General features: G+C 65.1%; 28 protein-coding genes. 12 read left to right on the top strand and 16 right to left on the bottom strand.

The annotated features are described in order from the left end of the window. Positions 1-93: 93 nt before the first annotated feature. From S58_RS17750 to S58_RS17740, 4 genes are all read right to left on the bottom strand, one after another. Positions 94-408: a hypothetical protein gene (locus S58_RS17750; RefSeq protein ID WP_015666733.1), complete on the bottom strand. Its 315-nt coding sequence runs from the start codon at positions 406-408 to the stop codon at positions 94-96. 180 nt (positions 409-588) lie between these two features. Beyond that, entirely contained in the window at positions 589-717 is a 129-nt protein-coding gene (locus S58_RS39330; protein WP_015666732.1) for a hypothetical protein, read from the bottom strand. 187 nt (positions 718-904) lie between these two features. After that, the gene (locus tag S58_RS17745) at positions 905-2,446 is read right to left on the bottom strand and encodes a hypothetical protein (RefSeq protein ID WP_015666731.1); all 1,542 of its coding nucleotides are present in this window, start codon (positions 2,444-2,446) and stop codon (positions 905-907) included. Positions 2,447-2,889: 443 nt separating this feature from the next. Beyond that, positions 2,890-3,642, bottom strand: coding sequence for an SDR family NAD(P)-dependent oxidoreductase (locus S58_RS17740; protein ID WP_015666730.1), 753 nt, complete (start codon positions 3,640-3,642; stop codon positions 2,890-2,892). 88 nt (positions 3,643-3,730) lie between these two features. Here S58_RS17740 and S58_RS17735 point away from each other — a divergent pair, with 88 nt between their 5' ends. Further along, positions 3,731-4,042: an ArsR/SmtB family transcription factor gene (locus tag S58_RS17735; protein ID WP_015666729.1), complete on the top strand. Its 312-nt coding sequence runs from the start codon at positions 3,731-3,733 to the stop codon at positions 4,040-4,042. A 246-nt stretch (positions 4,043-4,288) separates the two neighbouring features. Here S58_RS17735 and S58_RS17730 read toward each other — a convergent pair whose 3' ends face one another. From S58_RS17730 to S58_RS17715, 4 genes are all read right to left on the bottom strand, one after another. Continuing rightward, complete coding sequence (locus S58_RS17730; RefSeq protein ID WP_015666728.1) at positions 4,289-4,522, bottom strand: DUF2171 domain-containing protein; 234 nt, start codon at positions 4,520-4,522, stop codon at positions 4,289-4,291. A gap of 795 nt (positions 4,523-5,317) precedes the next feature. Further along, the gene (locus S58_RS17725) at positions 5,318-6,082 is read right to left on the bottom strand and encodes an AAA family ATPase (RefSeq protein ID WP_015666727.1); all 765 of its coding nucleotides are present in this window, start codon (positions 6,080-6,082) and stop codon (positions 5,318-5,320) included. Between the two features lie 75 nt (positions 6,083-6,157). After that, complete coding sequence (locus S58_RS17720; RefSeq protein WP_015666726.1) at positions 6,158-7,015, bottom strand: PCC domain-containing protein; 858 nt, start codon at positions 7,013-7,015, stop codon at positions 6,158-6,160. Positions 7,016-7,021: 6 nt separating this feature from the next. Beyond that, positions 7,022-8,623 carry an acyl-CoA synthetase gene (locus S58_RS17715; protein ID WP_015666725.1) on the bottom strand — a complete coding sequence of 534 codons (1,602 nt, stop codon included), beginning with the start codon at positions 8,621-8,623 and terminating at the stop codon, positions 7,022-7,024. 292 nt (positions 8,624-8,915) lie between these two features. Between S58_RS17715 and S58_RS17710 the strand changes: the two genes are divergently transcribed. From S58_RS17710 to S58_RS36670, 3 genes are all read left to right on the top strand, one after another. Beyond that, positions 8,916-9,458: a DUF3828 domain-containing protein gene (locus S58_RS17710; RefSeq protein WP_015666724.1), complete on the top strand. Its 543-nt coding sequence runs from the start codon at positions 8,916-8,918 to the stop codon at positions 9,456-9,458. 20 nt (positions 9,459-9,478) lie between these two features. After that, positions 9,479-9,751: a GNAT family N-acetyltransferase gene (locus tag S58_RS17705; RefSeq protein ID WP_015666723.1), complete on the top strand. Its 273-nt coding sequence runs from the start codon at positions 9,479-9,481 to the stop codon at positions 9,749-9,751. Positions 9,752-9,867: 116 nt separating this feature from the next. Beyond that, positions 9,868-10,032, top strand: coding sequence for a DUF1127 domain-containing protein (locus S58_RS36670; RefSeq protein ID WP_015666722.1), 165 nt, complete (start codon positions 9,868-9,870; stop codon positions 10,030-10,032). A 94-nt stretch (positions 10,033-10,126) separates the two neighbouring features. On the opposite strand, the gene S58_RS17700 is transcribed toward S58_RS36670, so the two are convergent. Beyond that, entirely contained in the window at positions 10,127-10,534 is a 408-nt protein-coding gene (locus tag S58_RS17700) for a DUF3597 domain-containing protein (protein WP_015666721.1), read from the bottom strand. Positions 10,535-10,935: 401 nt separating this feature from the next. Here S58_RS17700 and S58_RS17695 point away from each other — a divergent pair, with 401 nt between their 5' ends. Further along, on the top strand, positions 10,936-11,847 hold the full coding sequence (locus S58_RS17695; RefSeq protein WP_015666720.1) for a DUF2189 domain-containing protein: 912 nt from the start codon (positions 10,936-10,938) through the stop codon (positions 11,845-11,847). Positions 11,848-12,054: 207 nt separating this feature from the next. Further along, complete coding sequence (locus S58_RS17690; RefSeq protein ID WP_015666719.1) at positions 12,055-12,876, top strand: lytic murein transglycosylase; 822 nt, start codon at positions 12,055-12,057, stop codon at positions 12,874-12,876. A 61-nt stretch (positions 12,877-12,937) separates the two neighbouring features. On the opposite strand, the gene S58_RS17685 is transcribed toward S58_RS17690, so the two are convergent. Further along, positions 12,938-13,204, bottom strand: coding sequence for a hypothetical protein (locus S58_RS17685; RefSeq protein ID WP_015666718.1), 267 nt, complete (start codon positions 13,202-13,204; stop codon positions 12,938-12,940). A gap of 474 nt (positions 13,205-13,678) precedes the next feature. On the opposite strand from S58_RS17685, the gene S58_RS36665 reads away from it, so the two are divergent. The 5 genes from S58_RS36665 (at position 13,679) to S58_RS17665 (ending at position 18,425) form a co-directional block, all read left to right on the top strand. Continuing rightward, positions 13,679-13,831, top strand: coding sequence for a DUF1127 domain-containing protein (locus tag S58_RS36665; protein ID WP_006614327.1), 153 nt, complete (start codon positions 13,679-13,681; stop codon positions 13,829-13,831). Between the two features lie 156 nt (positions 13,832-13,987). Then, positions 13,988-15,421, top strand: coding sequence for a methylenetetrahydrofolate--tRNA-(uracil(54)-C(5))-methyltransferase (FADH(2)-oxidizing) TrmFO (gene trmFO / locus S58_RS17680; RefSeq protein WP_015666717.1), 1,434 nt, complete (start codon positions 13,988-13,990; stop codon positions 15,419-15,421). Between the two features lie 7 nt (positions 15,422-15,428). Beyond that, positions 15,429-16,529, top strand: a complete 1,101-nt coding sequence (locus tag S58_RS17675) for a hypothetical protein (protein WP_015666716.1) — start codon at positions 15,429-15,431, stop codon at positions 16,527-16,529. 68 nt (positions 16,530-16,597) lie between these two features. Next, a complete protein-coding gene (locus S58_RS17670) occupies positions 16,598-17,488 on the top strand; it encodes a TauD/TfdA dioxygenase family protein (RefSeq protein WP_015666715.1) in 891 nt (296 codons plus the stop codon). 244 nt (positions 17,489-17,732) lie between these two features. After that, complete coding sequence (locus S58_RS17665) at positions 17,733-18,425, top strand: TauD/TfdA dioxygenase family protein (RefSeq protein ID WP_042340786.1); 693 nt, start codon at positions 17,733-17,735, stop codon at positions 18,423-18,425. Positions 18,426-18,434: 9 nt separating this feature from the next. Here the strand turns inward: S58_RS17665 and S58_RS17660 are convergent, their stop codons facing one another. The 5 genes from S58_RS17660 to yajC form a co-directional block, all read right to left on the bottom strand. Further along, positions 18,435-19,298, bottom strand: coding sequence for a phytoene/squalene synthase family protein (locus tag S58_RS17660; protein ID WP_015666712.1), 864 nt, complete (start codon positions 19,296-19,298; stop codon positions 18,435-18,437). Then, complete coding sequence (locus S58_RS17655; RefSeq protein ID WP_042339763.1) at positions 19,295-19,678, bottom strand: Mth938-like domain-containing protein; 384 nt, start codon at positions 19,676-19,678, stop codon at positions 19,295-19,297. Before S58_RS17655 ends, S58_RS17660 begins: the two co-directional genes overlap by 4 nt. Before the next feature lie 55 nt (positions 19,679-19,733). Further along, positions 19,734-20,753 (bottom strand): protein translocase subunit SecF, encoded by a 1,020-nt coding sequence (gene secF / locus S58_RS17650; protein WP_015666710.1) that lies wholly within the window; start codon positions 20,751-20,753, stop codon positions 19,734-19,736. 8 nt (positions 20,754-20,761) lie between these two features. Continuing rightward, complete coding sequence (gene secD, locus S58_RS17645; protein ID WP_015666709.1) at positions 20,762-22,363, bottom strand: protein translocase subunit SecD; 1,602 nt, start codon at positions 22,361-22,363, stop codon at positions 20,762-20,764. Positions 22,364-22,451: 88 nt separating this feature from the next. Beyond that, the gene (yajC, locus tag S58_RS17640) at positions 22,452-22,820 is read right to left on the bottom strand and encodes a preprotein translocase subunit YajC (RefSeq protein ID WP_015666708.1); all 369 of its coding nucleotides are present in this window, start codon (positions 22,818-22,820) and stop codon (positions 22,452-22,454) included. Between the two features lie 289 nt (positions 22,821-23,109). Here yajC and S58_RS17635 point away from each other — a divergent pair, with 289 nt between their 5' ends. Next, a complete protein-coding gene (locus S58_RS17635; protein ID WP_015666707.1) occupies positions 23,110-24,030 on the top strand; it encodes an ATP-binding protein in 921 nt (306 codons plus the stop codon). Between the two features lie 313 nt (positions 24,031-24,343). Here the strand turns inward: S58_RS17635 and S58_RS17630 are convergent, their stop codons facing one another. Continuing rightward, positions 24,344-25,804, bottom strand: a complete 1,461-nt coding sequence (locus S58_RS17630; protein ID WP_015666706.1) for a LysM peptidoglycan-binding domain-containing M23 family metallopeptidase — start codon at positions 25,802-25,804, stop codon at positions 24,344-24,346. Between the last annotated feature and the right edge of the window lie 50 nt (positions 25,805-25,854).

Genomic DNA, 25,854 nt, shown 5'->3' with positions numbered 1-25,854 from the left:
CCCGGATATCGCTACGCTCATCCGGGCTACGCGGTGCGATCCGCGCGACCGTGACCGCCCCCCTGCGTCGATCCGACGGCAGTTCGCAGGCGATCACAGATCGACCCTGACCTCGACCGCTTCGGGGTCTTTCGCATCCCCGTATCGCTTGACCACAAAGCCGCCACGCGCCGAGGGAGCAGCCTTCAAGATCGGAGCGATGACACCGAACAGCCGATCCGCGTCGGGACCGTACATGTAAAGCACGCAGCGTCCCCCGCCGAATTCATCGCCGTCGAACTCGCCCACGCCTTGATGGTCGATCGCCTGCTGAAGCCGAGCTGCCAGATCGGCGATTTCAGCGCATTCGCGCTCCGACCCGAAGGAGCCTTCTCTCAGCGGGATGTGCGCAATGACGGCATGTTCCATGCGACCTTCCAGTCAGATGATGAGCGTACGTAACTTGGGATCAGCGCCCGCACGATCTCGTCGCGCTGTGAGTTACGGACGGAATTACGGCGACAGTGCACTTTACTGTACGGGCTCGTTCATCGGCGGTTATCATCGACGTTTCGCCCGCGCGTGAGCCGGCGCCACGCGCGCCTTGGTCTAGCGCAGTCCTGTCCCGTGGCAGCGCTGGCATTTCAACACCTTGTCGCCCTTCTTGACCAAGCCCTTGCCTTCGCAATTCTTGCACTTGGCTTTCTTCTTGATGTTCGGGCCTTTTTCGTTGGCCATGGTGCTCTCCGGGATCAGGTTCGTCCGATGCGGCGCGTTTAGCCGTTATCACCGTCCCAAACAATGGCACGGCGGCTCAGCCGCCGCGTCGCACCGTGACAACCGCGTCTCGGGAGGCGGCAATGGTGGGCACGCGCCGCCTGATGGCGGCGCTTTGCCCACCCTACCGCAGTTCGTTGACAGCCGACTATTTGAAACACACCGACTTATCGCCCGGAGCAAACGAATTCCCCGGCATCGGGCGCAGCGGGGTGAGCTTGGGGTTGGCCGCCATCAACCGCTTCGAATAGGCGCCGAGCGCGGCGTTCATGGTGTTGAGGCGGTCCTGGGCGTCGGTACGCTGCAGCGGTAGCGTCACGACACCGGAAGCGTAGACCTCGGCGCGGGACCATTGCTGGCCCTGCACGATGCGGCCGACGAGGCGCGATTGCAGGTCGGCGGCGCTGTCGCCGGCGGCGCTCTTGGCCCCGACGACATCAGGCGGCAGCAGGCTGGGGTTGACGATCCAGCCGCGCGGCTTGGCCACGTTGTTGCCGAACAGGATCAGCTCGTCGACCGTGTTGTTCAGCGCCACGTAGTCGCGCAGCGGCAGGCTGACGTCGCCGGTGCCGGTCTCCTGGACGTGGCTCGCCAGATGCGGGCCGGTGGCGCAATAGGTGCCGAAGCTGAGCTTGATGCTGCCGGAGCTCATGGCCATGTAGCTGCCGACGTCCGAGCCGCCCGGGGGCGACGGCGCGTCGTCGCCGCAGAAGGTGCCGTGCGAGGAGGCATCCTGCAGCGAGTGCAGATAGAGTCCGATCCTGGCGATCTGCACCGGCACCGGCGGCTTCCTGGGATCGTCGAACAGCACGCCGGTGGTCTTGCTCTTGTCGTCCAGCCAGGACTTCAGCTGGGTGTAGTCGACGTTGCCATTGCTGTTGTCGAGAATCTTCGGCCCCGAGGTCACGTTGATGGCCGGCCCGATGGCGTAGTTTTCCAAGAGCGGCACGTTGCCGCTGATCGAGGCTCCCGCCAGGCATTTCGGGCCGCTGAAATTCGAGGAGCCGTTCGGCACGGTGTATCCGGCGGTGCACAACAGGCCCGGGGTGTCATCGGGCTTCATGGCCCATTGCCTGAGGTCGTACAGCGTCCCCTGATAGACGCTGTCGATGGTGATGGGATAGCCCGGCGGCGGATAATGGAACGGATACACCGCCTGCACCCCGCTGGCGCCATGCACATCGGTGCCCTGCCCGTTCGGCGAGAAGTTCAGCAGATAATGGTACAGCGGTCCGTCGGTGGTGTTGTTGGTGCGCTGGAAACCGTTGAACTTGGCGGTGATGTAGCTGGCGCCGGAATTGGTCGATGTCGCCTGCACGCCGCACTGATCGATCGGCGCATATTGCGCGTAGTCGGAGTTCTCGTTGTAGGCGGCGATCCAATAGGCGACGTCGGCGCGATAGCCGAGCGCCTGGGCGATGAAATAGGTCGAGTCGGCATGGACCATGCTGCGGCCGGGCGGGATGACGGCGAACTGCACCGCCTCGAGCAGGCAGCCCCGGTTGAGCGCCTCCGTCGGATCCTTGCAGGCGCTCGCCGGCGCGAGGCAATTCCGCAGGCCCTCCCCGGCGCGCTGGACGCAGATGTCCTCCAGAAACGCCCGCGCAGGGCGCGGCGTGGTCAAGCCCCAGCCGAGGGCCGCTGACGCGGCAACAACAGACATGGTCGACAATGCAAAGCCAATGCGCATGAGAAACTCCTTGGTGATTTGAAATTCAGCCGGCCAGGACTGCGCCATGGCAAAACGCCATGTGTCCGAGGCAGGTGGAAACGCTGATCTCGTCCGTGATGCCCGCATCGCGGATTCGGCACGCCCGATTTGATCCTAGATCAGATAATTAATCAACCTATAGTTGCTTAAGATCGTCATTGCAGCGCGTAGCCCGGATGAGCGCAGCGACATCCGGGTTCATCACTGGCGCCGGTGAAGATCCCGGATATCGCTTCGCTCATCCGGGCTACGATCACCGCCTCGTCGTCATTGCGAGCGCAGCGAAGCAATCCAGAATCCCACCGCGGAGACAGCCTGGATTGCTTCGCTGCGCTCGCAATGACGGGGAAATAGCGGGGGCAACGACTCTCCGTTCGCCAGGGCCGGGATTGGCGCCCGTCCCTGGCGAACGGCGGCGTCGCTCAGCGCAGGCCGCCGGTCACATGCAGCGTTTCGCCGGTGACGTAGGACGCATCCTCCGACGCAAAGAACGCGACGGCGGCGGCGATCTCCTCGGCCTTGCCGACGCGCGCCAGCGGCGTGGTCGTCTCGATCCAGTTGCGCATGTCGCCTTCGTGCAGGCCGGCGGCGACGACGCCTTCGGTCACGATCATGCCGGGATTGACGGTGTTGACGCGGATCTTGCGCGGCGCCAGCTCCTTCGACAGCACCGACGAGATGGCGTCGACCGCGGCCTTGGTCGCGGTGTACACGGCGGTGTTCGGGGGCGTCAGGGTCGATACGCCGGAGGAGATGTTGACGATGCTGCCGCCGGCGGGATTGAAATGCCGCGCGGCTTCCTGCGAGGCCAAGAGCAGGCCGAGCACGTTGACGTCGAACTGCCGGTGGAAGTGCTCCGGCGTGATGCCGTCGAGCGGCGCGAAGTCATAGACGCCGGCATTGTTGACGAGGATGTCGATCGGTCCCAGCGCCTTCACGGTCTCGGCGACGACGGTCTTGACGTCACCGGGATTGGCGAGGTTGCCGTGCACGGCGACCGCCTTGCCGCCCTTGCCGGTGATCACGGCCACGACGCGGTCGGCGCCCTCCCGGCTGGAACTGTAGTTGACGGCGACTGCGGCGCCTTCCGCGGCAAGTCTTGCGGCGATCTCGGCGCCGATCCCCTTGGATGCGCCGGTCACCAGCGCCACCTTGCCTTCGAGCCTCTTCGTCATCTTGTTCTCCCTGCGCCGCGGCGCTGTTCAATGGTTCAGAACTAGTGAACTATTGAACGAGCGCAAGTCCGTCGCTATATGATTTTTCATGGCGCAACTCTTTCACCCGTCGCGGGAGGACATCACGTTGGCGGGCGTGCTGGCAGCGCTCGCCGACCCGATGCGGCTGCGCATCGTCAAGAGCCTGATGCAGCAGAACGACTGCATGTCCTGCACCGAGGCCGCGCCCTGCCCCGGCATGGCGAAATCGACGCTGTCGAACCATTTCCGGATCCTGCGCGAAGCCGGCCTGATCCAGACCTCGAAAAAAGGCGTCGAACACCGCAACGTCGTGCGCGAGGCCGACCTCAACGCGCGGTTCCCGAAATTGTTGAAGACGATCTTGGGATACGCGGAGTAACCGCGTTTACGGCCCGGACTCAGCGGCGCTCCCTCTTGTAGGCCGGATGAGCAGAGCGATATCCGGGTTCATCACCGTGGCCATGGGAGCCCGGATATCGCTTCGCTCATCCGGGTTACGGTCTCGGGCCCACGTCATCATTCATCGTCATTGCGAGCGCGGCGGCGCAGCGAAGCAATCCAGAGTCCCTGCTGGGCCCTGGATTGCTTCGCTGCGCTCGCAATGACGGAGGCATTGGTGGCCCTATTACTTCTCCTGCTCCATAGTCACCGCGACGGCGCCCACCGCCGACAGCCGTACCTTGTCGCCTTCAACTTCGGCGACGAGGCTCTTGTCGATGAAATGGTGATGGCCCTTGTGGCTGCCCTCGCCGCTGTCCTTCCTGGTCAGCTTGATGCGGTTGCCGTCGACGCGGTCGACGGTGCCGACATGCACGCCGTCGGCGCCGATGATCTCCATGTGTTCCCTGATGTCCTGCATGGCGAGAGTCCTCCGTGGCTGAAGTGGAAGCTGCATCAACCGGCGGACGGGAGATGTGTTCCGCACCGTGGCCGTGCGGGCGGAGCCGTAGGGTGGGCAAAGGCGCGCCGACGGTCGATCCCAGCGGGCATGCTCTTGCACGCGCCGTGCCCACCGTCCCCACCCAGCGGCGCTTATGGTGGGCACGCGCCGCCTCACGGCGTCGCTTTGCCCACCCTACGGCAGCGGCATGCGCGGCGAAATCGCCGGCGCCGAACGGCCGATGTCGTCAAGATCATCAAGCTGATTTGGCCTCTCCAGTCCTTTCGATAAAGATAATTCGCTTTCTATTTTTCGGAATTCGCGATTGTCTGACGCCATCCCGCCTCGCGAGAGGGGCGCTTCGCGATCGTCACGAGACGTCGCGCCGGGATGCGGTGGCCGCGGGCGTGCTGCAGCGGGCCTTCGGGCTCGCCGACGAACGGCAGCTTGCGGACGTGAAGACGCGTGGTCCTGGCGCCCCGACGCTGGCGCTAACTTCGCGGCGATGCCCACGCATCGCGCGGATGACGGTGGCCAACAAGCCCGGTGCACCTGGGAGCGCGAGATAAGCGTGAGAACCATCGCGCGGGGAATGCCCGGGAATTGATGCAAAGCCCGGACGCAACATGCGCCGCGGGACGGCGATAACGTGCGCGAACCGGGCGATCCAATACGCCGCGGCCCATCGGTCAACAATGACGGCCTCTGGAATACTGGATCGCCCGGTCAAGCCGGGCGATGACAGCTGTTGTTGTCATGGCGAGCGAGAGCCCCTCACTCCGCGAACACCGCCTGCACGAACCCATCCGGATCATTGCAGAACTCGCGCATGGCCTTGAAATGATCGGTGTCCTGCACACGGACCGGCTCCAACCCGTATTTCGTCAGGCGCAGCAGCGTCGCGCCGGGATAGGCCATCAGCACCGGCGAATGCGTCGCCATCAGCACCTGGCAATGGCTGGAGTCATCCATGCGCCGCATCAGCTTGAGGAACTCGATCTGCCGCGCCGGCGACAGTGCCGATTCCGGCTCGTCGAAGATGTAGATGCCCTGGCGCTGGCAGCGTTCCTCGAAGAAGCGCAAAAAACCCTCGCCGTGGGAATGCGACAGGAAGTCGGGCGGTGGCCCGCCGACGTCCAACGCAGCCTCGTCGAGATAACGCGCGATAGAAAAGAAACTCTCAGCGCGGAAGAACCAGCCCTGCGTGATCCTGGGCAGCCAGCTCGCGCGGAACGCGGCGCCGAGCGCACCGCCCATGCGCTCGACCGCACGACCATGATCGACCGGCCTATAGCCCTTGCCGCCGCCGGCTTCGTCATAGCCGGCCAGCGCCGCGATGCCTTCGAGCAGGGTCGACTTGCCGGTGCCGTTCTCGCCAACGATAATGGTGATCGCGCTCGTGAAGCTCAGCTCGAATTCGTCCTGCAGGAACGGCAGGCAGAACGGATAGGCGGCGCGATCGGCAATCTTGGCCGGATCGAGCCACAGCCGTTTCAGATACGGTGCCGGCAGCCGGATCTCGCGTTGCTTCCTCGCCATGACGCCTTCACAACTCCAGTGACATCGCGGGACATCTCGCACATCGCGGCCGCATCGGCCACCGCCGCGACCGCGTTACGCCACGACCTCCAGCACCAGCTCCATCGTCATCAGCACCGGGTTGTCGCCGCGGACGAGGCGGCCCTGGGCGAGTGCGCCGGTGTAGTCGACCAGCGCGACGTCGAGCACCGCTTCGAGGCCGTCGGCGCCGGGCGCGATCGCTCCCGAAGTGATGGTTAGCTCGGTCGCGAACGGCTCGACGACGATGCCGTCTTCGAACCGTGCGCCGATGGTCGAGCCAACGCCGCCGCGGATGCGTGCGCTGCTGATATCAAGGGAACGGCAGAACGCCTCGAGGCAGCCGGCGAAATCCTGGTTCGGCCGCAGCCGCAGCGCGAAGGCGCGGCGATCCGTCGTGGCGCCGCTCTTTGCGGCCACCACCGGGCCGAACAGCTTGAAGCCGGTCTCGACGTCCGGCTCTGCCGTGAAGATCGCGCCATCGAGCCCGAACGCGGCGACCTCGAACGGCTCGGCGACGATGGTCTCCTCCGGCAGGATGTGCCCGCCGCCGGCGCGGCCGCCCTCCTCCGTCCACAGCGCATGGCAATGGAAGAACGGCGCGCCGTCGCGCACGCCGAGCGTCATCGTCGCGGTCGACAGCCGCGTGATGCCAGGCGGACGATAGGTGTCGCTGTAGAACGCGGCATGATCCGGCGTCTTCGACAGCGCCGGCATCACATAGGCGAAGGGGCCGAGCGCGCCGCCTCTGATGTCGAGCACGCCGCCGGCAAAGCCTTGGGCCGCAAAGCCGCGGCGCGCGGCCTCCAGCAGCGGCAAGCCCTGCTCCAGCATGAACGTGAAAGCGCGTCCGCGTGCCTCCACCCATTGGATGCGTTCAGCGATCGGCGTGCCGGGCTGCTTGATGGATCGCATCACGCCTCAGCCTTGCTTGGTGAGATCGAGCAGGCCGCGCGCTTCGAGCTCATCGCGCACCAGCCGTTTGGGGATCTTACCGTAGCCGGACTTCGGCAGGGCATCCCAGAAGAAGAAGCGCTTCGGCATCTTGTAGCGCGGCAGCTTGGTCGCGAGATAGCCGGCCATGTCGCTCTCGCTCGGCGTTACAGCACCTTCGCGCGGCACGCAGACGGCAACCCCGACTTCGCCCCACACCGGATCGGGCACGCCGAGCACGGCGACCTCGCCGATGTCGGGATGGGTCAGGATCTTTTCCTCGACCTCGCGCGGATAGATGTTGGAGCCGCCGGAGATGTACATGTCCGAGGCGCGGCCGGTGATGTAGACGAAGCCCTGCGCGTCCATGTGGCCGAGATCGCCGGTGCGGAACCAGCCGTCGCGGAACGCCTTCGCATTGGCCTCGGGATTGTCGTAGTAGCCGGCGAACACCGCCGGGCCGATGACGCAGATCTCACCGGTCTCGCCCGGCTTCAGCTCGCGTCCCCCATCGTCTTGGATCGAGACCTGCATGCCGGTGCGCTCATAGCCGCAAGTCCCAATTCGCGCCTGCGGGCCGTCCTCCTCCTCATGCGCCGCGGCCGGCAACACCGTGATGTTGCCCGTGACCTCGCCGAGCCCGAAATACTGCACGATCACCTTGCCGAGCCGCGCCAGCGCACGCTTCTGGTCTTCGCGATACATCGGCGCGCCGGCATAGATCACGTGCCGCAGCGAGGAATGATCGAACTGCTCGACCGCGGGATGCTCCACCATCATCTTCAGGATGGTCGGCACGGTGAACAGGTTGCTGACGCGATACGCTTGAATGAGTCGGAAGGCCTCGGTGATGTCGAACTTCTCGCTCGGCAGCAGCACGGTCTTGGCACCGCGCGCGCTCTGCATCAGCTGATGCACGCCGGCGCCATGCGACAGCGGCGCGACCACGAGCGAGGCGTCGTGCTCGGTGGTATCAGGCGTCAGGTCGGCGAGATGATTGGTGATGACGAACGCCATCTGGCCATGCGTCAGCACCGCGGCCTTGGAGCGGCCGGTGGTGCCCGAGGTGAAGAAGAACCAGCAGGGATCGTCATGCTCGACATCCGCGTTGGCGACGTCAACCCCCGCATGCGCCTTCATCGCCTCAGCGACAGAGCGCGTGCCGAAGCTGCCGCTCTCGCCGATGCACCAGGTGAAGTCGGCGGTTGTCACCGCCGCGGCGTGCTCAGGAAAATCGCCGTGACAGAGAAACGCCTTTGCGCCCGAGGCGGTCGCGAGATAGGTGACCTCGTCCGGCATCAGGCGGAAATTGGTCGGCACCCAGATTGCGCCGAGCCGGAACGCGGCGAACATCGAGACGAACATCTCCTCGCAGTTCTTGGAATGCACCAGAATGCGGTCGCCCTTGACGATGCCCTGCTCGGCGAGCGCCGCCGCCAGCGCCGAGACCATCGCGTCGATCTCGCGCCAGGTCCACGATCGCTCGCCCCAGACGAACCCGATGCGGTCGCCGAGCCGGCGGCCGTTCTGCGTCATAATATGCGCGAGATTCATCACCCGCCGCGACATGCGCAAGGGAGCAGCGCTCATTGAGGAGCCCTCGCCTGCCTGCAGCTGATGTCACCCATGACAGCGTCCCCTCGATCCATGCGCGAGCGATCTCAGCCGCCCGTTACCTCCATGCCTGTTTATCGCGGTCCTGCGCGCCCTCGCAAGCTCGGCCTGCCCATCGCTCCCATGCGACGGCTTCGTCGCACCCATGCGACCGCGTCATTCGAACGAATGCGGATGCCGTGCGACAAATCCCTGCCGGCGGCGCATTCGCTCATCCTGATTCTTTCTACCGCCTACCGCGCGCGCCGAATCTGATTTGAGGATCCCCATGATCGATCGTCGTCTCCTGTTGCTGAGCCTCGCGGGCGCGCTCGCCGCGTCGCCCCTTCGCGCGCAGTCCGCCGCCTCCGATGATCCCGTGGGGATCATGACCGCGATCTACACCCGCGTGGCCAAGGGCAAGGGCGAGGATGGCGGCAACTTCGTCATCGAGAGCAAGACCGCGCGCGCAAGATACCTGTCGAAGTCGCTGGCGGCCGAGTGGGCCAGGATGGACGCGCGCACGCCGAAGGGCGAGGTCGGCGCCGTCGATTTCGATCCCATCACCAACTCGCAGGATCCCGACGTCGCCTCGTTCAAAGTGACGCCGGAAAAGCAGGAGGCCGACAAGGCCACACTCGCCGTCGCCATCACCGGCCATCGCGACGAGCGCAAGGAACAGGCCGACAACGTCATCCGTTATGACCTCGTGCGCGAAGCGGGCCAATGGAAGATCGACGACGTCCGCGGTGCGGTCGATGGCAAGCCCTGGTCGATCCGCCAGATGCTGGTGGAGTTCCTCAAAATCACCGAGAAGCCCAAGCGAAAGTAAAGACGAAAGCAGAGAGACGCATGACTGAGGTCCGCGACAACAAGGCCGGGAGCCGCTTCGAGCTCGACATCGACGGCAACATCGCGTTTGCCAATTACCGCGCCACGCCGCAGGGGGTGATCATCACCCATACCGAGACCCCGCTACCGCTGCGTGGCCGCGGCATCGGCTCGCAGCTCGTGGAAGGCGCACTGGCGCTGATCCGCGCCGATGGCCGCAGGGTCATTGCAGGCTGCAGCTTCGTCGCCGATTACCTCCGCGACCATCCGGAGAACCGGGACATCATGGCCTGACGGGGCCGTAGAACTACCGAGCGAACCGATTGAACCGCGCGCCTTAACGCAATGGCTACCCGGATGGACGAGCAATCCCCCGCCGAACAAGCAACCAGACCAATGGGGAGAGGCTCATGTTCATCACGGCCATTTTCGACATTCTCAAGCGCTACGTTCACTATCGCGCCCAACTCGCCTGCCTCGAACGGCTCGACGATCGCACGCTGCGCGACATCGGCGTCAACCGCGACCAGATGTATGCGCAGGCCTGGGAACGCGCCCGCTTCGTGCACGCCTGAGGCGTTCACAGTCTCACGCAAGACGTCATCAAAGACGGCAAAAAGGCCCGCACGATGGCGGGCCTTTCGCTTTTTGATCGTGAGCGGCCCACGCTCAGTGCTTGATCTCCGGCGGCAGCTTGCCGCCATTGGCCGCGAGCTTGCTCATGACCTGCTTGTGCAGCCACACGTTCATGCTGGCCGAATCGTTGGTGTCGCCGCTGTAGCCGAGCTCCTTGGCGAGCTCCTTGCGCGCGGCGAGGCTCGAATCGATGTCGAGCGCCTTCATCAGGTCGACGATCGAGGTCCGCCACTCCAGCTTCTCGTGCTTGGCGGCCGCGGCCTTGTCGACGATCGCAGCCACGTCGACGTTTTGCGGCGCAGCAGCCGGCGCGGCCGTCGGAGCCGCAGCCGTGCCGCCTGCCGGCGCGGTACCGCCCGCGGCGGGGGTGCTGCCGCCGGCCGGCGTAGCCTCGGCGCTATGGCCGAAAATCGCGCCCATGATCTTTCCGAAAACGCTCATCAATGGCTCCCAATGGATAGTGATCGAATGAAGAACTCGGCCGGCGGCGTTCCGTTGCGGAGCGGCCCCTCAGAGCCTGTCCGCTCCCCGGTCGCCTGCCAACGCGAACATGGCGACGATTGTGAAGCTTACCCAAGGCGGAATGACGGCGGAATGACTTTGTCTAGGGAATGCTCAGCTTCGTGGGTCGGGGGCGCCGCTCTAATGCACTGCGACATTCACAACGCTCACCGAGGCGTGAGTAGGCGCTGCCGCGATCGTCATTATGTTCTTCACTTCCGTTCGCGAATGCCGTTCCGAGGTTTATCGCGTCTGGCCATCCGCGAATCCGTCCGACGACAAGCGCAGCCCGGCCTGCGTGGTTGGGAAGCGCCCCATGAACAATGAGGGAGCGTACGACGATGGCCACCTACCACAGCAATGCCGCGGCACATGTCCGGCCGGCCGACGAGGTCGCGGCCGAGATCACGATCCGGACGATCGACTTTTCCAGCCTCATGCGCGCGCTGCGATTGGGCTGGGACGACTTCAAGGCGGTTCCGAGCCACGCGGTCATGCTGTGCGCGATCTATCCCGTGCTCGGCCTGGTGCTGGCGCGCGCCGTGTTCGGCTATGCGGTGCTGCCGCTGTTGTTCCCGCTGGCCGCAGGCTTCGCCCTGCTCGGCCCGTTCGCGGCACTCGGGCTCTATGAGCTCTCCAGCCGGCGTGACCGCGGCGAGGCGGCCAGTGCCTGGGACGCGTTCGAGGTGCTGCGCTCGCCGTCGTTCGGCTCGATGCTCGGGCTCGGCACATTGCTGCTCGCGCTGTTCGTCACCTGGGTCGCCACGGCGCAAACGATCTACGTGGCGCTGTTCGGCTATGGCGGGGCGACAAGCCCGGGCGACTTCGTGCAGCGCGTGTTCACAACGCCGCAAGGCTGGTGGCTGATGGCGGTCGGCTGTGGCGCGGGCTTCGTGTTTGCGTTGGTGGCGCTGTGCCTCAGCATCGTGTCGTTTCCGCTGATGCTGGACCGTCACGCCGGCGCACTCGAAGCCGTCGTCACCTCGCTGCGCGTGGTGGCACAAAATCCGATCCCGGTCGCCACCTGGGGCCTCATCGTCGCGGTGCTTCTGGTGCTCGGCACAATCCCGTTCTTTCTTGGGCTTGCCGTCGTGATCCCGGTGCTCGGCCACGCCACCTGGCATCTCTATCGCGAGGCCATCGCGATCCATCCCGACGCCGCGCCGATCCTGCCGCCGGCCCCGCGGGAATCCAAGCCCGCGGCCGATTTCCCGGCCAACCTGTTCCCGTGGCGCTCGCGTGACCGGATGTGAAGACAGACGCGCGACGTGTTCACTGCCGCCGGCCCACGGGCCGGCGATCGTCTCGAGAAACCGGCGATGCGAGTCGTCGGCGGCCGCTGCGGCGGTCACGAAATCCGACGCCAACGTGATCGAAAGGCCTTGTTGCTGCCGCGGTTACGCCCGACATGGAGCACGTCCAGCAACGCTTTTTGAATCCATTGCCGTCCAGGTGTTTCGATGATTGCTCGCGTTCTCTCCGTTGCCGCTTCTGTCTGCGTCGCCGCCCTTTTGACACTCTCCACGCCAGCCCCCGCAGCCGTTCCCTGTGGAAGCGGAAATTTCGACGCGTGGCTCGCCGAGTTCAAGACCGAAGCCGCCGGCAAGGGGATCTCGCAGAACGCGATCAGCGCCGCCCTTACCGGCGTATCGCCCGACCAGAGCGTGCTCAACCGCGATCACAGCCAGAAGGTCTTCAGCCAGACCTTCGAGGAGTTTTCCGGCCGCATGGTGCCGCCGCGACTGACCCGCGGCTCCAACATGCTGAAGCAGTATGGCTCGGTACTGTCGCGGATCGAGCAGACCTATGGCGTGCCCGGCGAGGTGCTGGTCGCGATCTGGGGCCTGGAGACAGATTTCGGCGTCAATGTCGGCAAGTTCCCGACCATCCGCGCGCTGGCGACCTTGGCCTTTGACTGCCGGCGCGCCGAGCAGTTCCGCGGCGAGTTGCTGGATGCGTTGCGCATCGTCGACCGCGGCGATCTGCAGCCGGCCGAGATGCGCGGCGCCTGGGCCGGCGAGATCGGCCAGACCCAGTTCATGCCCTCGTCCTGGATCAAATACGCGGTCGATTTCGACGGCAATGGACGGCGCGACCTGATCCGCAGCGCGCCCGACGTGCTGGCCTCCACCGCGAACTACCTGAAGGGATATGGCTGGCAGAAGGGCAAGGATTGGGAGCCTGGCGGTCCGAACTTTGCGGTCATCCAGCAGTGGAACAAGAGCGAGGTCTATGCGCGGACCATCGCGACCTTCGCGACCCAGCTGGCGAGGGCGCCCTAGAATGGAAAGGCCGATCGCGGGGACGCGACCGGCCGGTGGTTCGATGATGCGAACGATATGACTACTTGATCGTCCCAGCCTGCATCGCCTTGGTCAGGTGCATGCTGCAGGCGCCCATCTTGCCGCTCAGCAACGCGTCCTGGGCCGCGGCAATCTCCTTCTGCGCCGTAAACCTGGCGTCGCCGTCGGCCATGGCCTCGATCGCCGTCTCGGTCTTTTCCAGATTGGCCCCGCTGCAGCCGGCAGCATGCATTCGTGCCGCCTGGACCGGTCCGAACGCGGCCATTGCCGCGGTGATGAGCGCGGCCCCCAACAATCTGATTTTCATTGTTCTTCCTCGCTGGTGCTACGGCGTCGGCATCATTGCCGGACACCGCGACACTTTGTCGCACATCCACGGGAGATCACGAATGAAATCCCTGCGAGCGGACCGTGATCGAGAACGCCCGGTGGGAGGCCGCACTTCTAACAATGAATTTATGTTCACATCAATTTACCTATGCTTGCAGGAGGCGGCCGATTCTCGTTTCCGTGTTCTTCTCCACTCTGTCGAGAGAGGGGTCTCTCCATCGGAAAATGCCAAGGCATGATAGAAATCCCGCATGAATACGGGGGTTTTCGGCCATTGCCACGTGGCGGATCACCGCTGCATGATTCTTACTCAAGCGTTACTCAAGCTATGCGCCGGAGGTTTAGCTGCATCGCAACATCAGCGCTTCTGCATCGCAACAATCTCTTCTATGTTCATTTCAACGATGAGGTTCACACGAAGAACTGAATCGCGAACTAAAGGAGAATTTTCATGTTGCTCTCGCTCATCCGCATGGTCCAGGCGTTCCGTGAGTATCAGCGCAACGTTGCCGAGCTGTCGCAGCTCAGCGATCGCGAGCTTGCCGACATCGGTCTCGACCGTTCGGACATTCCGCGCGTTGCTGCCGGTCACTACAACGGCTGATCAGCCTTCTTCCGATCTCTACCGGACATCGCCCGCCTCGTTGCGGGCGTTGCCGCATCTAAGTCCTCGCGCAGCGCGACACACCCGCCCGGTTTCTGACGCTGAATCCCACTGCCGCATTTGCAGCGCGCGGGAAAAGCGCTACCTGTCCCGCTGATGACAGCGACCAAATCACCTTCCAATACCGTCCACGTGGTTGGCGCGGGCCTCGCCGGGTCTGAAGCCGCCTGGCAGCTTGCCGAGGCGGGCATCGACGTCGTGCTGCATGAGATGCGGCCCGAGCGCATGACCGAGGCTCACCAGACCGCCACGCCAGCCGAGCTGGTCTGCTCGAATTCGTTCCGCTCGGACGACGCCGCCAACAACGCCGTCGGCCTGCTGCATGCTGAAATGCGACGGCTCGGCTCGCTGATCATGCGGGCCGCCGATGCCAACCAGGTGCCGGCCGGTGGTGCATTGGCCGTCGATCGCGACGGCTTCTCGGCGGCCGTCGCCGCGGCTCTGGAAGGCCATCCGCGCATCGAGCTGCGCCGCGGCGAGATCTCAGGCCTGCCGCCAGCGGAATGGACTAACGTTATCGTCGCTACCGGCCCCCTCACCTCGCAGCCGCTGGCCGAAGCGATCCGGGAACTGACCGACGAGACCGCGCTCGCCTTCTTCGACGCCATCGCGCCGATCGTGCACAAGGACACGATCGATATGTCCAAGGCCTGGTTCCAGTCCCGCTACGACAAGGTCGGTCCCGGCGGCACCGGCGCTGACTACATCAACTGTCCGATGACGAGGGAGCAGTACGACGCTTTCGTCGCGGCACTGCTCGCGGGCGAGAAGACCGAGTTCAAGGAGTGGGAGACCAACACGCCCTATTTCGACGGCTGCCTGCCGGTCGAGGTGATGGCCGAGCGTGGCCACGAGACGCTGCGTCATGGTCCGATGAAGCCGGTGGGGCTGACCAATCCGCATGCCCCGACGGTCAAGCCCTATGCGATCGTGCAGCTGCGGCAGGACAACAAGCTCGGCACGCTCTACAACATGGTGGGTTTTCAGACGAAGCTGAAATATGGCCCGCAGCAGCAGATCTTCCGCACCATCCCGGGCCTCGAAAACGCGGAGTTCGCGCGGCTCGGCGGCCTGCATCGCAACACCTTTCTCAACTCGCCGAAACTGCTCGATTCGCAACTCCGCCTGCGCGCCCAGCCGCGGCTGCGCTTTGCCGGCCAGATGACGGGATGCGAGGGCTACGTCGAGTCCGCAAGCATCGGCCTGATTGCGGGGCTCTACGCCGCCGCGGAGAGTCGCGGCGCAAGTTTGCCACCGCCGCCGTCGACCACGGCACTCGGGTCCCTGCTCGGTCACATCACGGGCGGCCATATCGAAACGATCGACGGCGCGACACGCTCGTTCCAGCCCATGAACATCAATTTCGGCCTGTTTCCGCCGCTGGCCGCGGCGCCGACCCGAAAGCCCGATGGCACGCGGTTGAAGGGCAACGAGAAGACGGTCGCCAAGAAGCAGGCGATGAGCGCCCGCGCGCTGGCGGATCTCGATCACTGGATCGCCGAACATCTGCGCGTCGCGGCCGCTGCGTGAGAGTGCGATGAGCTTGCCGAAGAATGACTCTGCCCTGCTGGCGGCGCGCTGGAGCGAAGGCGTGCTGCTCAAGCGCGACGTGTTCTCGACCGTCGAGCGTGGCCGCTTCGTCGGCCAGAACGGCACCGTCGATGCGGTGCTGCGCCGGCTCGACGAGGTGCCGTGGTGGTCGTTCGTGCTGGCGCGTCATTTGTTCGCGCGCGAGCGCACGGCTCTGACGCGCGCCAAGGGGCTGAACGCCGGTCCCGACCTGCTATGGGCCGGGGACCGCGCGCTGGTGCGCGGCTTCATCAACGGTGTGGCGCTGCATCTGGCCAAGCCGCACGACAACGTCGAATACTTCCGCTCGGCCAAGCAGATGATGCGCCGGCTGCATCGCGCCGGCATCACGCACAACGACCTCGCCAAGGAGCAGAACTGGCTGGTCGGCCATGACGGCCATTGCTACGTGACGGACTTCCAGCTGGCGGCGTGCTTCTCCAGCCGCAGCCGGCTGTTCCGGATCGCGGCCTATGAGGATCTGCGCCACCTGCTCAAGCACAAGCGCACCTATGCGCCCGAGGCGTTGACGCCGAAGGAGCGCAAGATCCTGGCGCGCAAGTCGCTGTTCGCGCGGATCTGGCTGATGACCGGCAAGAAGGTGTATCGCGGGATTACGCGCGGCATCTTCAATTTCACCGACCGCGAGGGCGGCGGGCGGCGCCTGGTGAACGACGCGCCGGTGCTGATGGAAATGATTCGCAAGAACCCCGAGGTGCGCGATGCCGCGATCGTCGCCTTCGCCGATCGCAGGACCGGCGTGGGTCTCTATGCCTTTATCGAAGCCGAGCGCTCTGCGCTTGAAGCTCAATTGCAAAGCGAACTGGCGTCAGCCAAAGGCCCCAAGCCGCCGGAACACATCCAGGTCGTCCACGCACTGCCGCGCGACGCCAGCGGCAGGCCGCGCACCGAGCTGTTGCAGCTGGTCGCCATGAACCAGATCGACCTGATCGAGCCGATGATCACGAGCGACAGCGATCGCGCGTTCCTCAAGGACATCCTCGACTCGCGAAAGAACCTGCGCGATCGATTCAATTTCGAAGCTGACCTGAAGCTGCCTTCGGCCTGAGCGGACGAGACTTCGTCAATCGCCGGATGTATCCTGCGAACGCCGCGATATCCTTTGGGAGGACATCAATGGACGTCGAGACCCGCGCAACCACAGCATCTCATTCATCCCAGATCGAGGTCGTCCCGACCGGCCGGCAACTCGGCGCCGAGATTCGCAACGTCGATCTCAAGCATCTGGACGACGCCACATTCGCCGCCCTGCTCCGCGCCTTCCATGACCATTCCGTGCTGCTGGTGCGCGGCCAGAGCTTGTCGGACCAGGACCTGATCGCTTTCAGCCGCCGCTTCGGCGATCTCGACTGGGCGCCGGTGCAGGAGACCGGCCGGCGTTTCGTCGACGGCATGCCCGAGATCTACATCGTCTCGAACGTGAAGGTGAACGGCGAGGCGATCGGCAGCCTCGGGGCGGGAGAGGCCGTCTGGCACACGGACATGTCGTATCTCGACACGCCGCCGATCGCGAGCGCGCTCTATGCCTTGGAAATTCCCCCCGTGGGTGGCAACACGTCGTTCTGCAGCATGTACGCCGTGTACGATGCACTTCCCCCTGATTTGAAGCGCCGCGTCGCAGAGCTGAAGATCAAGCACGACGGCACCTACAACAGCGGCGGCTTCGTGCGCCAGGGCGTGACGCCCACCGATGATCCGCGCGCGTCGCCTGGCGCAATCCATCCGCTGGTCTGCACGCATCCCGACTCCGGCCGGCAGATGCTTTATCTCGGCCGCCGACGCAACGCATATCTCGTCGGCCTCGAGCTCGCCGAATCGGAAGCGCTGCTGGACGAATTGTGGACCTATGTCGCGCGTCCGGAATTCGCCTGGGAGCATGTCTGGAAGGTTGGCGACCTCGTCATCTGGGACAATCGCTCGACCATGCATCGGCGTGATCCGTTCGATGATCATGCGCGGCGAATCATGCATCGAACCCAGATCAAGGGAACAGATCGCCCGCGCTGATTCGCTTGAACGCCGGCGAACGCCTGCTCGAGCGTCACGCTGCTTGCGATTGATTTGCAGGTTGCTCGATATTTCCTCGCGCGCCGCCTTGAAGCGTCCAATTTCTGACTCAGAGCGGCAGAGTGTGCCGACAATCGGCAGATCGTGCCGCGATCCTTCCGCGAATTGCCTCCGAGCCGAAACAACCCCGACAAATTACGATGGTTGATTTGCAGGCGTTGGTGAAACTCGGGAGATGACGCAAGTGAGTCTCAGAAGCAACGTTGCTCGAAGCGCCGAAAGCAGCCTCATCCAGGTCATCCCGACAGGAAAGGCGCTTGGTGCCGAGGTCTGCAATGTCGATCTCAGATCCTTCGACGATTGGGCGTTCGCCTCCTTCATGCGCGCGCTGCTCAAGCATCAGGTCCTGATCGTGCGCGGCCAGCGTCTCAACGAGCGCGACATCGCCGCCTTCAGCCGCCGCTTCGGCCATGCCGATCTGCTCTACACGTCCCCCGGCACCATGCTCGGCGACGGCATGTCCTTCTGCAGCCTCTACGCCGCCTACGACGCGCTGTCGCCGGCGCTGCGCAGCCGGGTCGCTCACCTGAAAATTCGCTATCTGACAACCGACACCGCCGATGATGGCCGCCGCACCACCATCGCGGGCCCGGTTCATCCGCTGGTCGGCCTTCACTCCGATACGGGCCGCTCGATGCTGGCGCTCGGACAACGCCGACATTCCTACGTTGTCGGCCTCGAGCAGGACGAATCGGACGCATTGCTCGACGATCTCTGGCAACTCGCGGAGCGGCCTGAATTCACCTGGGCTCACAATTGCCGGGCCGGTGATCTCCTCGTGTGGGACACCCGCTGCACGATCCACCGGCGAGAGCCGACGGATATGCCGACACTCCGACACAGCCCGCCGCTCTGGAATGCGCTTCCGATCGCATAGGCGGGCGCCTCAACGCGAGCGGAAGCCGGCTGTTCTGGCAGCGCGCCACAACGTCCATAGCGTCGCAAGGTGCGAGCGCGGCCGCGGCTGAAACGGATCGTCGGCGCGGCGCTCGCCCCGCGCCAGATCACGACGGACGAGCGCGAGAGGAAGTAAACTCGGTCGTAGCGCCGGTGGCGCCTCACGCGCCAGCTCCAGGGTGTGACCGAGATGCTGCCGGGCCTGCTCGCGCAAATCCGTCAGCATGGCCAGGATCGCCGGCGTTGCCTTTGCGGCGAAGATCTCCTCCTGGCTGACGCCATGCCGCGCCAGGAGATCGAGCGGAACATAGAGTTGCCGGTGCGCGGCATCCCGCGGCAGTGACGCGATCACCTGCATGATCCCCTGCGCAATGCCGGCGTGGTGGGCCAGATGATCCGCGTCGGCAAAAGGCGGTGCGATGACCTGCGCAGCGAGCGCGAACAGCGCCCCGCTTGTGTCGCCGAGATAGCCGTCCAGCGCGGCCATGGTCGGCATCGGATCGTTGTAGAGGTCGAACTGGTGCTCGTCGACCAGACGCGTCAGGCGCTCGATCGGAAGCCCGAAGCGCTGCACGGTCAACAGCAACTCGGCGGCAACGGGATTGCCCTCCACGCCGCCATGTTCATGTCCCGTCAGCGTGTCACGCCACCATTGCTGGCGAACCTCGCCCGGCAGCGGCTGCGACACGAGATCGCGAATCCGGCTCACCTCGACGTTGAACGCGTACAGCGACAACAACGCACGCCGGATCTCCGGCGCAACGAACAGCGTCGAGGCGTAGCGGTCGAAATCATGCTCGCGAACGAGGCCCGCACAGAACGCGGCGTCGCTCTGGGGGCTCGCCACGCTCATGGGACGGCGATGAGCGCCGCTGCGACCCGCCGCCGCTCGCCGATCATGACGTTGTAGGTGCGGATCGCCGGCCCGGTCTGCATCGCGTCGAGCACGACATTCACGCTGCGCAGTGCCGAACGCAGCGGCGCAGGAGGAATCCAGACTGCGGTGCCGGTGCCGATGATCAGCGTGTCGATCTTGTTGGCTGCGTCGAAGATGCGCTGCAGCGCATGGCGGTCGATCTGGCTCGGCTCGGTGACGTCCCAGGCCCAGATCGAATCGGGCAGGCACAACAGCGAGCCGCGATGCGACATGTCGGCAAAGGCGAATCCGCCCTTGCCGTAGCCGTCGATCGGCGCGGATCGCGGGAAGTGTGGTGTATCGTTCGGAGTGGCCATGTCCGAGATCAACTTGCTGCCTCCGGATATGATCCAAAGGCAGGCTTGCTTCGAATCACGGCGTTTTCTTCTTCGCCGCCGGCTTCTCCTCCTGCGCCTCGGCACGGACCGAGTGCACGCCGAGATAGATCAGGATCGGCGACGCGATGAAGATCGAGGTGTAGGTGCCGACCAGCACCACGCCGAACATCATCACGGCCGTGAAGCTGTGGATCGCCGGACCGCCGAACAGCAGCAGCGCCAGCAGCGCCAGCGTCACCGTGACGTGGGTGATGATCGAGCGCGACAGGGTCGAGTTGATCGACTCGTTGAGCAGCTGCGGCATCGGCATCTTCTTGTAGCGCCGCAGCATCTCGCGGATACGGTCGTAGATGACCACGGTGTCGTTCAGCGAGTAGCCAAGAATGGTCAGCAGCGCCGCGATGCTGGTGAGGTCGAAATCCACCTGGCTGATCGACATGAAGCCGATCGTCAGCACGATGTCGTGGACGTTGGCGATCATGGCGCCGAGCGCGAACTGCCACTCGAAGCGGAACCAGAGATAGAGCAGGATCGATACGATCGCGAGCATCAGGCCGAGCAGGCCGACCGCCAGGAACTCACCGGAGACGCGGGGTCCAACGACCTCCACACGGCGATATTCGACGGAATCGCCGATCGCAGCCTTGACCTTGTTGGCCGCCTCCTGCTGCGCAGCGTCGCCGCCGGGCTGCTCGGCAACGCGAATGAGGACGCCTTCAGGTCCGCCGAACTGCTGCAGCTGAATCTCGCCGAGTCCGAGCGTGGACAGCGTCCCGCGCATCGCCGCGATGTCGGCGGTGCCCGACTTGGCCCGCACCTCGAGCAGGCTGCCGCCGCGGAAGTCGATGCCGAGATTCAGGCCATGGGTGAAGAACAGCACGATCGCGAGGATCGACAGCGCCGCGGAGATCGGAAAGCTGATGCGGCGGAACTGCGTGAAATCGAAATGCGTGTCGTCGGGAACGATGCGCAGCGACGGCAGCAGGCCGAGCGCGCTGACCACCGTCAGCACCGCGATCAGGATGCCAAGCCCGATGAGAACCCAGTGTGTCACAGTAGCTCCTAGATTGGCACGCTTTGCGGCCGCTTCCACCGCACCCACGCCGCGACGATCAGACGGGTCAGCGTGAAGGCAGTGAAGACCGTGGTGAGGATGCCGATGCCGAGCGTCACGGCAAAGCCGCGTACCGGGCCGGTGCCGATGTAGAACAGCACGGCGGCAGCGATGAAGGTGGTGATGTTGGAGTCGAGAATCGTCGCCAGCGCGCGCTTGAAGCCGGCATCGATCGCCGAGATCGCGTTGCGGCCGCCGCGCAGCTCCTCGCGGATGCGCTCATAGATCAGCACGTTGGAGTCCACGGCGATGCCGACCGTCAGCACGATGCCGGCGATGCCCGGCAAGGTCAGCGTCGCATTCAAGAGCGACAGCACACCGAAGATCATCGCAACGTTGACCACCACGGCGATATTGGCGAACACGCCGAACAGCCGGTAGGTCACCAGCATGAACACGATGACCAGGATCGAGCCGACATAAGACGCGAGCTCGCCCTTGGCGATGGAATCGGCGCCGAGACCCGGGCCGACGGTACGCTCTTCGATCACCGTCAGCGGTGCCGGCAGCGCACCGGCGCGCAGCAGGATCGCAAGCTCGTTGGCGGACTGCACCGTGAAGCTGCCGGAGATCTGGCCCGAACCGCCCGTGATCGGCTCGTTGATCCTGGGCGCCGAGATCACCTTGTTGTCGAGCACGATCGCAAACGGCTGGCCGACGTTCTCGATGGTGGCCTGCGCGAATTTGCGCGCGCCGGCCGAATTGAAGCGGAAGGTGACGATCGGCTCGTTGGTGCGCTGGTCGAAACCGGTCTGCGCGTCGGACAGATCACCGCCGGAGACCAGCACCTGCTTCTTCACGACATAGGGCTGGTTGGGCGATGTCGCGCTCTGCAGCACCTCGGAGTCCGGCGGCACACGCCCCTGCAGGGCCTGCTCGGGCGACACCGTCGTGTCGACCATGCGGAATTCCATCTTCGCCGTCTTGCCGAGCAGCTCCTTCAGCTGCGTCGGATCCTGCAGACCGGGAACCTGCACCAGGATGCGGTCGGTGCCCTGGCGCTGGATCACGGGCTCGACGGTGCCGAGCTCGTTGATGCGGCGCTCGACGATCTGGATCGACTGCTCGATGGCCAGTCGGATGCGCTCGGTGATCGCGGCCTGCGGAATCGCCAACCGGATCAGACCGCCGCCGGCGTCGCTGACCTCGAGGCTGCGCTGGCCGCTGGAGCCCAGCAGGCCGCCGAGCGGCTGCGACAGATCGCGCAGCTTGGACAACGCGGTCCCAACGTCGGTGTCCTTGGTGATCCGGACCTCGACACCATCCGCTCGGCTGACCAGCCCGGTGTAACCGATCTTGGCATCGCGCAGCGCCTTGCGGGCGTCGTCGCGCACCGCATCGAGCCGCTCCTTCTTGACGTAGTTGGAATCGACTTCGAGCAGCAGATAGGAGCCGCCCTGCAGATCGAGACCGAGCACGATATGACGCTGCGCCCAGGCGGGCCAAGTCTTGACCGTCGCTTCAGGGAAGAAGTTGGGCACCGCGCACAGGCAGACCACGAGCGCCGTGAGGATGATGCCCAGCGCCTTCCACCGCGTGAAATACAACATGGAGCTTGTCCGTAAGGGCCGGGAGCCGGCCCGGAAAATCAGAACATCAGATCAGACGAAGTCCGGCATCGCGCCGGCCGGGCCGCGATCAGCTCGCGGCCTTCTCGTCCTTCTTGTCGTCCTTCGAATCCGCCTTGGCCGGCTCGCCCTTGGTGCGCACGCCCGTGATCATCTGGCGCATCTGCCGCACGCGGATGCCGTCGGCGATCTCGAACTCGACCTGATCGTCGTCGACGACCTTGGTGACCTTGCCGACCAGGCCGCCCTGGGTCACGATCGTGTCGCCACGGCGGACGTTCTTGACCAGATCGGCGTGCTCTTTGACCTTCTTCTGCTGCGGCCGCAGGATCAGGAAATACATGATCACGAAGATCAGCGCGAACGGCAGCAGCGACATCAGCATGCTGTTGGTATCGCCAGCGCCGGCGGCCTGGGCATAGGCAGGGGTAAACAGCATGCGGTCGATCCTCGTGGGCCCGTGCCCGGTGAGACGGAAATAGCCGGCGAACCACGCTGCTCTCGGCGCGGGCCGGCCTCTGTGCGAATTTCGCGCGGAATATAGCGGTCGCGGTCCCAATAGCAAGGCGCCCGGCCCCTTCATTTCGCCCCGCTTGCGGCAGAGGGCGAGGCCCGATATGGCTGCCCCATCAGGAACTTGCAGCATGTCGAAAAAACCAGCCAAAGCCCCGTCCCGCAGCCCCGCCAAAACCGCCTCCAGACCTCTTGCCGACGGCCGAAAAACCGCAATGCAAAAGCCGTCCAGGCCAGCGGCAAAACGCCCCGCCGGCCCTGTTTCCGACGACACGCCCGAGCGGATCGCCCGTGCGCTGGAAGCAATTGCCGTCCATCTGGCCGCAACTCATGCGAGCGCCGCGCCGGCGCTGGATCTGAATGCGGCCGACGCATTCGTGTGGCATCCGGACGGAAGGCTCTCGACCGTGCCGCGCGTCAGCCGCGTCGAGATCGATCTGCTCAAGGGCATCGACCGGATGCGCGACATCCTGATCGAGAACACCGAGCGCTTCGCCAACGGCCTGCCCGCCAACAACGCCCTGTTGTGGGGCGCGCGCGGCATGGGCAAGTCGTCGCTGGTGAAGGCCGCCCATGCCAGCATCAACGTCGCGCGCAAGCCGGCCGATCGGTTGAAGCTGATCGAGATTCACCGCGAGGACATCGAAAGCCTGCCGGCGCTGATGGACATCCTGCGCGCCGCGCCATTCCATTTCATCGTGTTCTGCGACGACCTGTCGTTCGACGGCAATGACGCGTCGTACAAGTCGCTCAAGGCCGTGCTCGAAGGCGGTATCGAGGGACGTCCCGAGAACGTCATTCTCTACGCCACCTCGAACCGGCGCCACCTGCTGGCCCGCGACATGATCGAGAACGAGCGCTCGACGGCGATCAATCCGGGCGAGGCGGTCGAGGAGAAGGTCTCCTTGTCCGATCGCTTCGGCCTGTGGCTCGGCTTCCACCGCTGCAGCCAGGACGACTATCTCGCGATGGTCCGGGGCTATTGCAGCCATTTCGGCATTGCGGTCGACGCGGACGAGCTGCAGCGCGAAGCGCTGGAATGGTCGACCACGCGCGGCTCCCGCTCCGGCCGCGTCGCCTGGCAGTTCACGCAGGATCTCGCAGGCCGTCTCGGCGTGCGGCTGAGCACGAAGTAACAGCGCCTGTCACACAAGCGGCGTCATGCCCCGCGCAGGCGGGGCATCCAGTACGTCGAGGCGATCGTGAGACTCGAGAGGGCGGTGTTTACTGGATCGTCCGCCTACGCGGACGACGACAGGGGAATTGTTGGCACGCGGCCTGCCCCAACCTCCGTCATTGCGAGCGCAGCGAAGCAATCCAGAGTCCCTGCTCGGCCCTGGATTGCTTCGCGGCGCGCTCGCAATGACGCTTGTGGCGATATCCGATCTCGAAACGCAAAAGGCTCGCCAAAGGCGAGCCCCGCGTGTGACGTCGGCAGCCATCCTGGCCTCACGCCCCATTGAGGAATTGCAGCGGGTCAACCGGCGACGATCCCTTGCGGATCTCGAAGTGGAGCTGCGGCGATCCGACCTCTCCCGATTGACCCGACTTGGCAATGACCTGGCCGCGCTTGATCGGATCACCGCGCTTCACCATCAGCTCACTCGCATGGGCATATGCGGTGACATAGCCGTTGGAATGCCGCACCAGGACCAGATTGCCATAACCCTTCAACTCGTTGCCGGCATAGGCGACGACACCGTCTTCGGCCGCCTTGACTGGCGTGCCCTCGGGCACGGCGATGTTGATGCCGTCATTGGACTTGCCGTTGGTCTTCGCGCCGTAGCTCGTGATCACCTTGCCGCGCGCCGGCCAGCGGAAGGTCGGCAGCGAGCTGGTGGTCTCGGCAGGCCGGGCCGGCTCCTCTTCCTTCTCGGGGGCCGGATTGGCCTGTGCCAGGCGGACGCTCTGGACCGGACCGGCAGCAGCCACCCGCGTCGTCGGCGCCGGCGCAGGCACGGTCGCAACCGCCTGGGGAACGGTTGCGACCGGAGCCACGGGCGCAGCCACCGCTGCGACCTTGCCAGGGACGGTCAACCTGGCACCGAGCTTCAGAGGCGAAGCCTGATCGATGTTGTTGGCGCGGGCGAGTTCAGCCGCCGTCAGGTGGTTCTGGCGCGCGATGCTGGCGAGCGTGTCGCCGCGATTGACGAAATGCACGGTGGAGGGAGTCGCCGGCGCGGCAACCGCGACCGGCTTCGGCGCGACCATTGGCGCCGCGGCGACCGGCGCCGCGACGGGCTGCGCTGCTGGCGCGGCCGCAACCGCCCCAGGATGCGGAATGATCAGCTGCTGGCCGGGCGACAACGCGCGCGGGCCCTTGTAGCCGTTGGCAGCCAGGATCTCAGCCGGCGTCACGCGATAGCGCTTGGCGATGATGTCGAGCGTATCGCTGGTGCCGACGATGATCTTGGTGCCGCTGGCGGGACGCGCCGCAGCGACCGAGCGCGGCGGCACCGTGCCGGTGGTCTCGAGGTGCGGCTGCGCTGGAGGAGCATAGGAATGCGCCGGCTGTGCATAGGTCTGCTGGGGCGCCGCGACCGGGACCGGAGCGGGCGGCGCATAGGAGGCTACACCGCGTCCACCCGCGGACATGCCGCCGGCTCCGCCGCCGGAGGGATAGGACTGCGGAGCCCCGACCGCCGGGGGCGGCAGCGCCGAGGACGAATAGGCCGGTGCCGGTGCGGGCGCCGGGGTGTATGGCTGGCTGTATTGCTGGTGCTGCCGTGGTGGCGGCGCCTGCACCGACCCTGTCGAGTCGGATGCAAAGGGGTTCGAAAACGGATTTTGCGTCTGCGACAGCCGCGTCGACATGTCGCCGCTGCAGCCGGCAACGCCGAATGACATCAGCGCCAGTGCCGCAGCGTGCGGCAGGCGGCGCGAGCGAAGCAACTCGACAATGGCGGGCATGGTTACTCACTCGTACGCAACAAACAACGAATTCGAGTAAACACAGCCGC

This window comes from Bradyrhizobium oligotrophicum S58 (assembly GCF_000344805.1).
Classification (GTDB): Bacteria; Pseudomonadota; Alphaproteobacteria; order Rhizobiales; family Xanthobacteraceae; genus Bradyrhizobium; species Bradyrhizobium oligotrophicum.
Note: the sequence above shows the minus strand (reverse complement) of the source record. Positions and strands in the feature narration are given on the sequence as shown.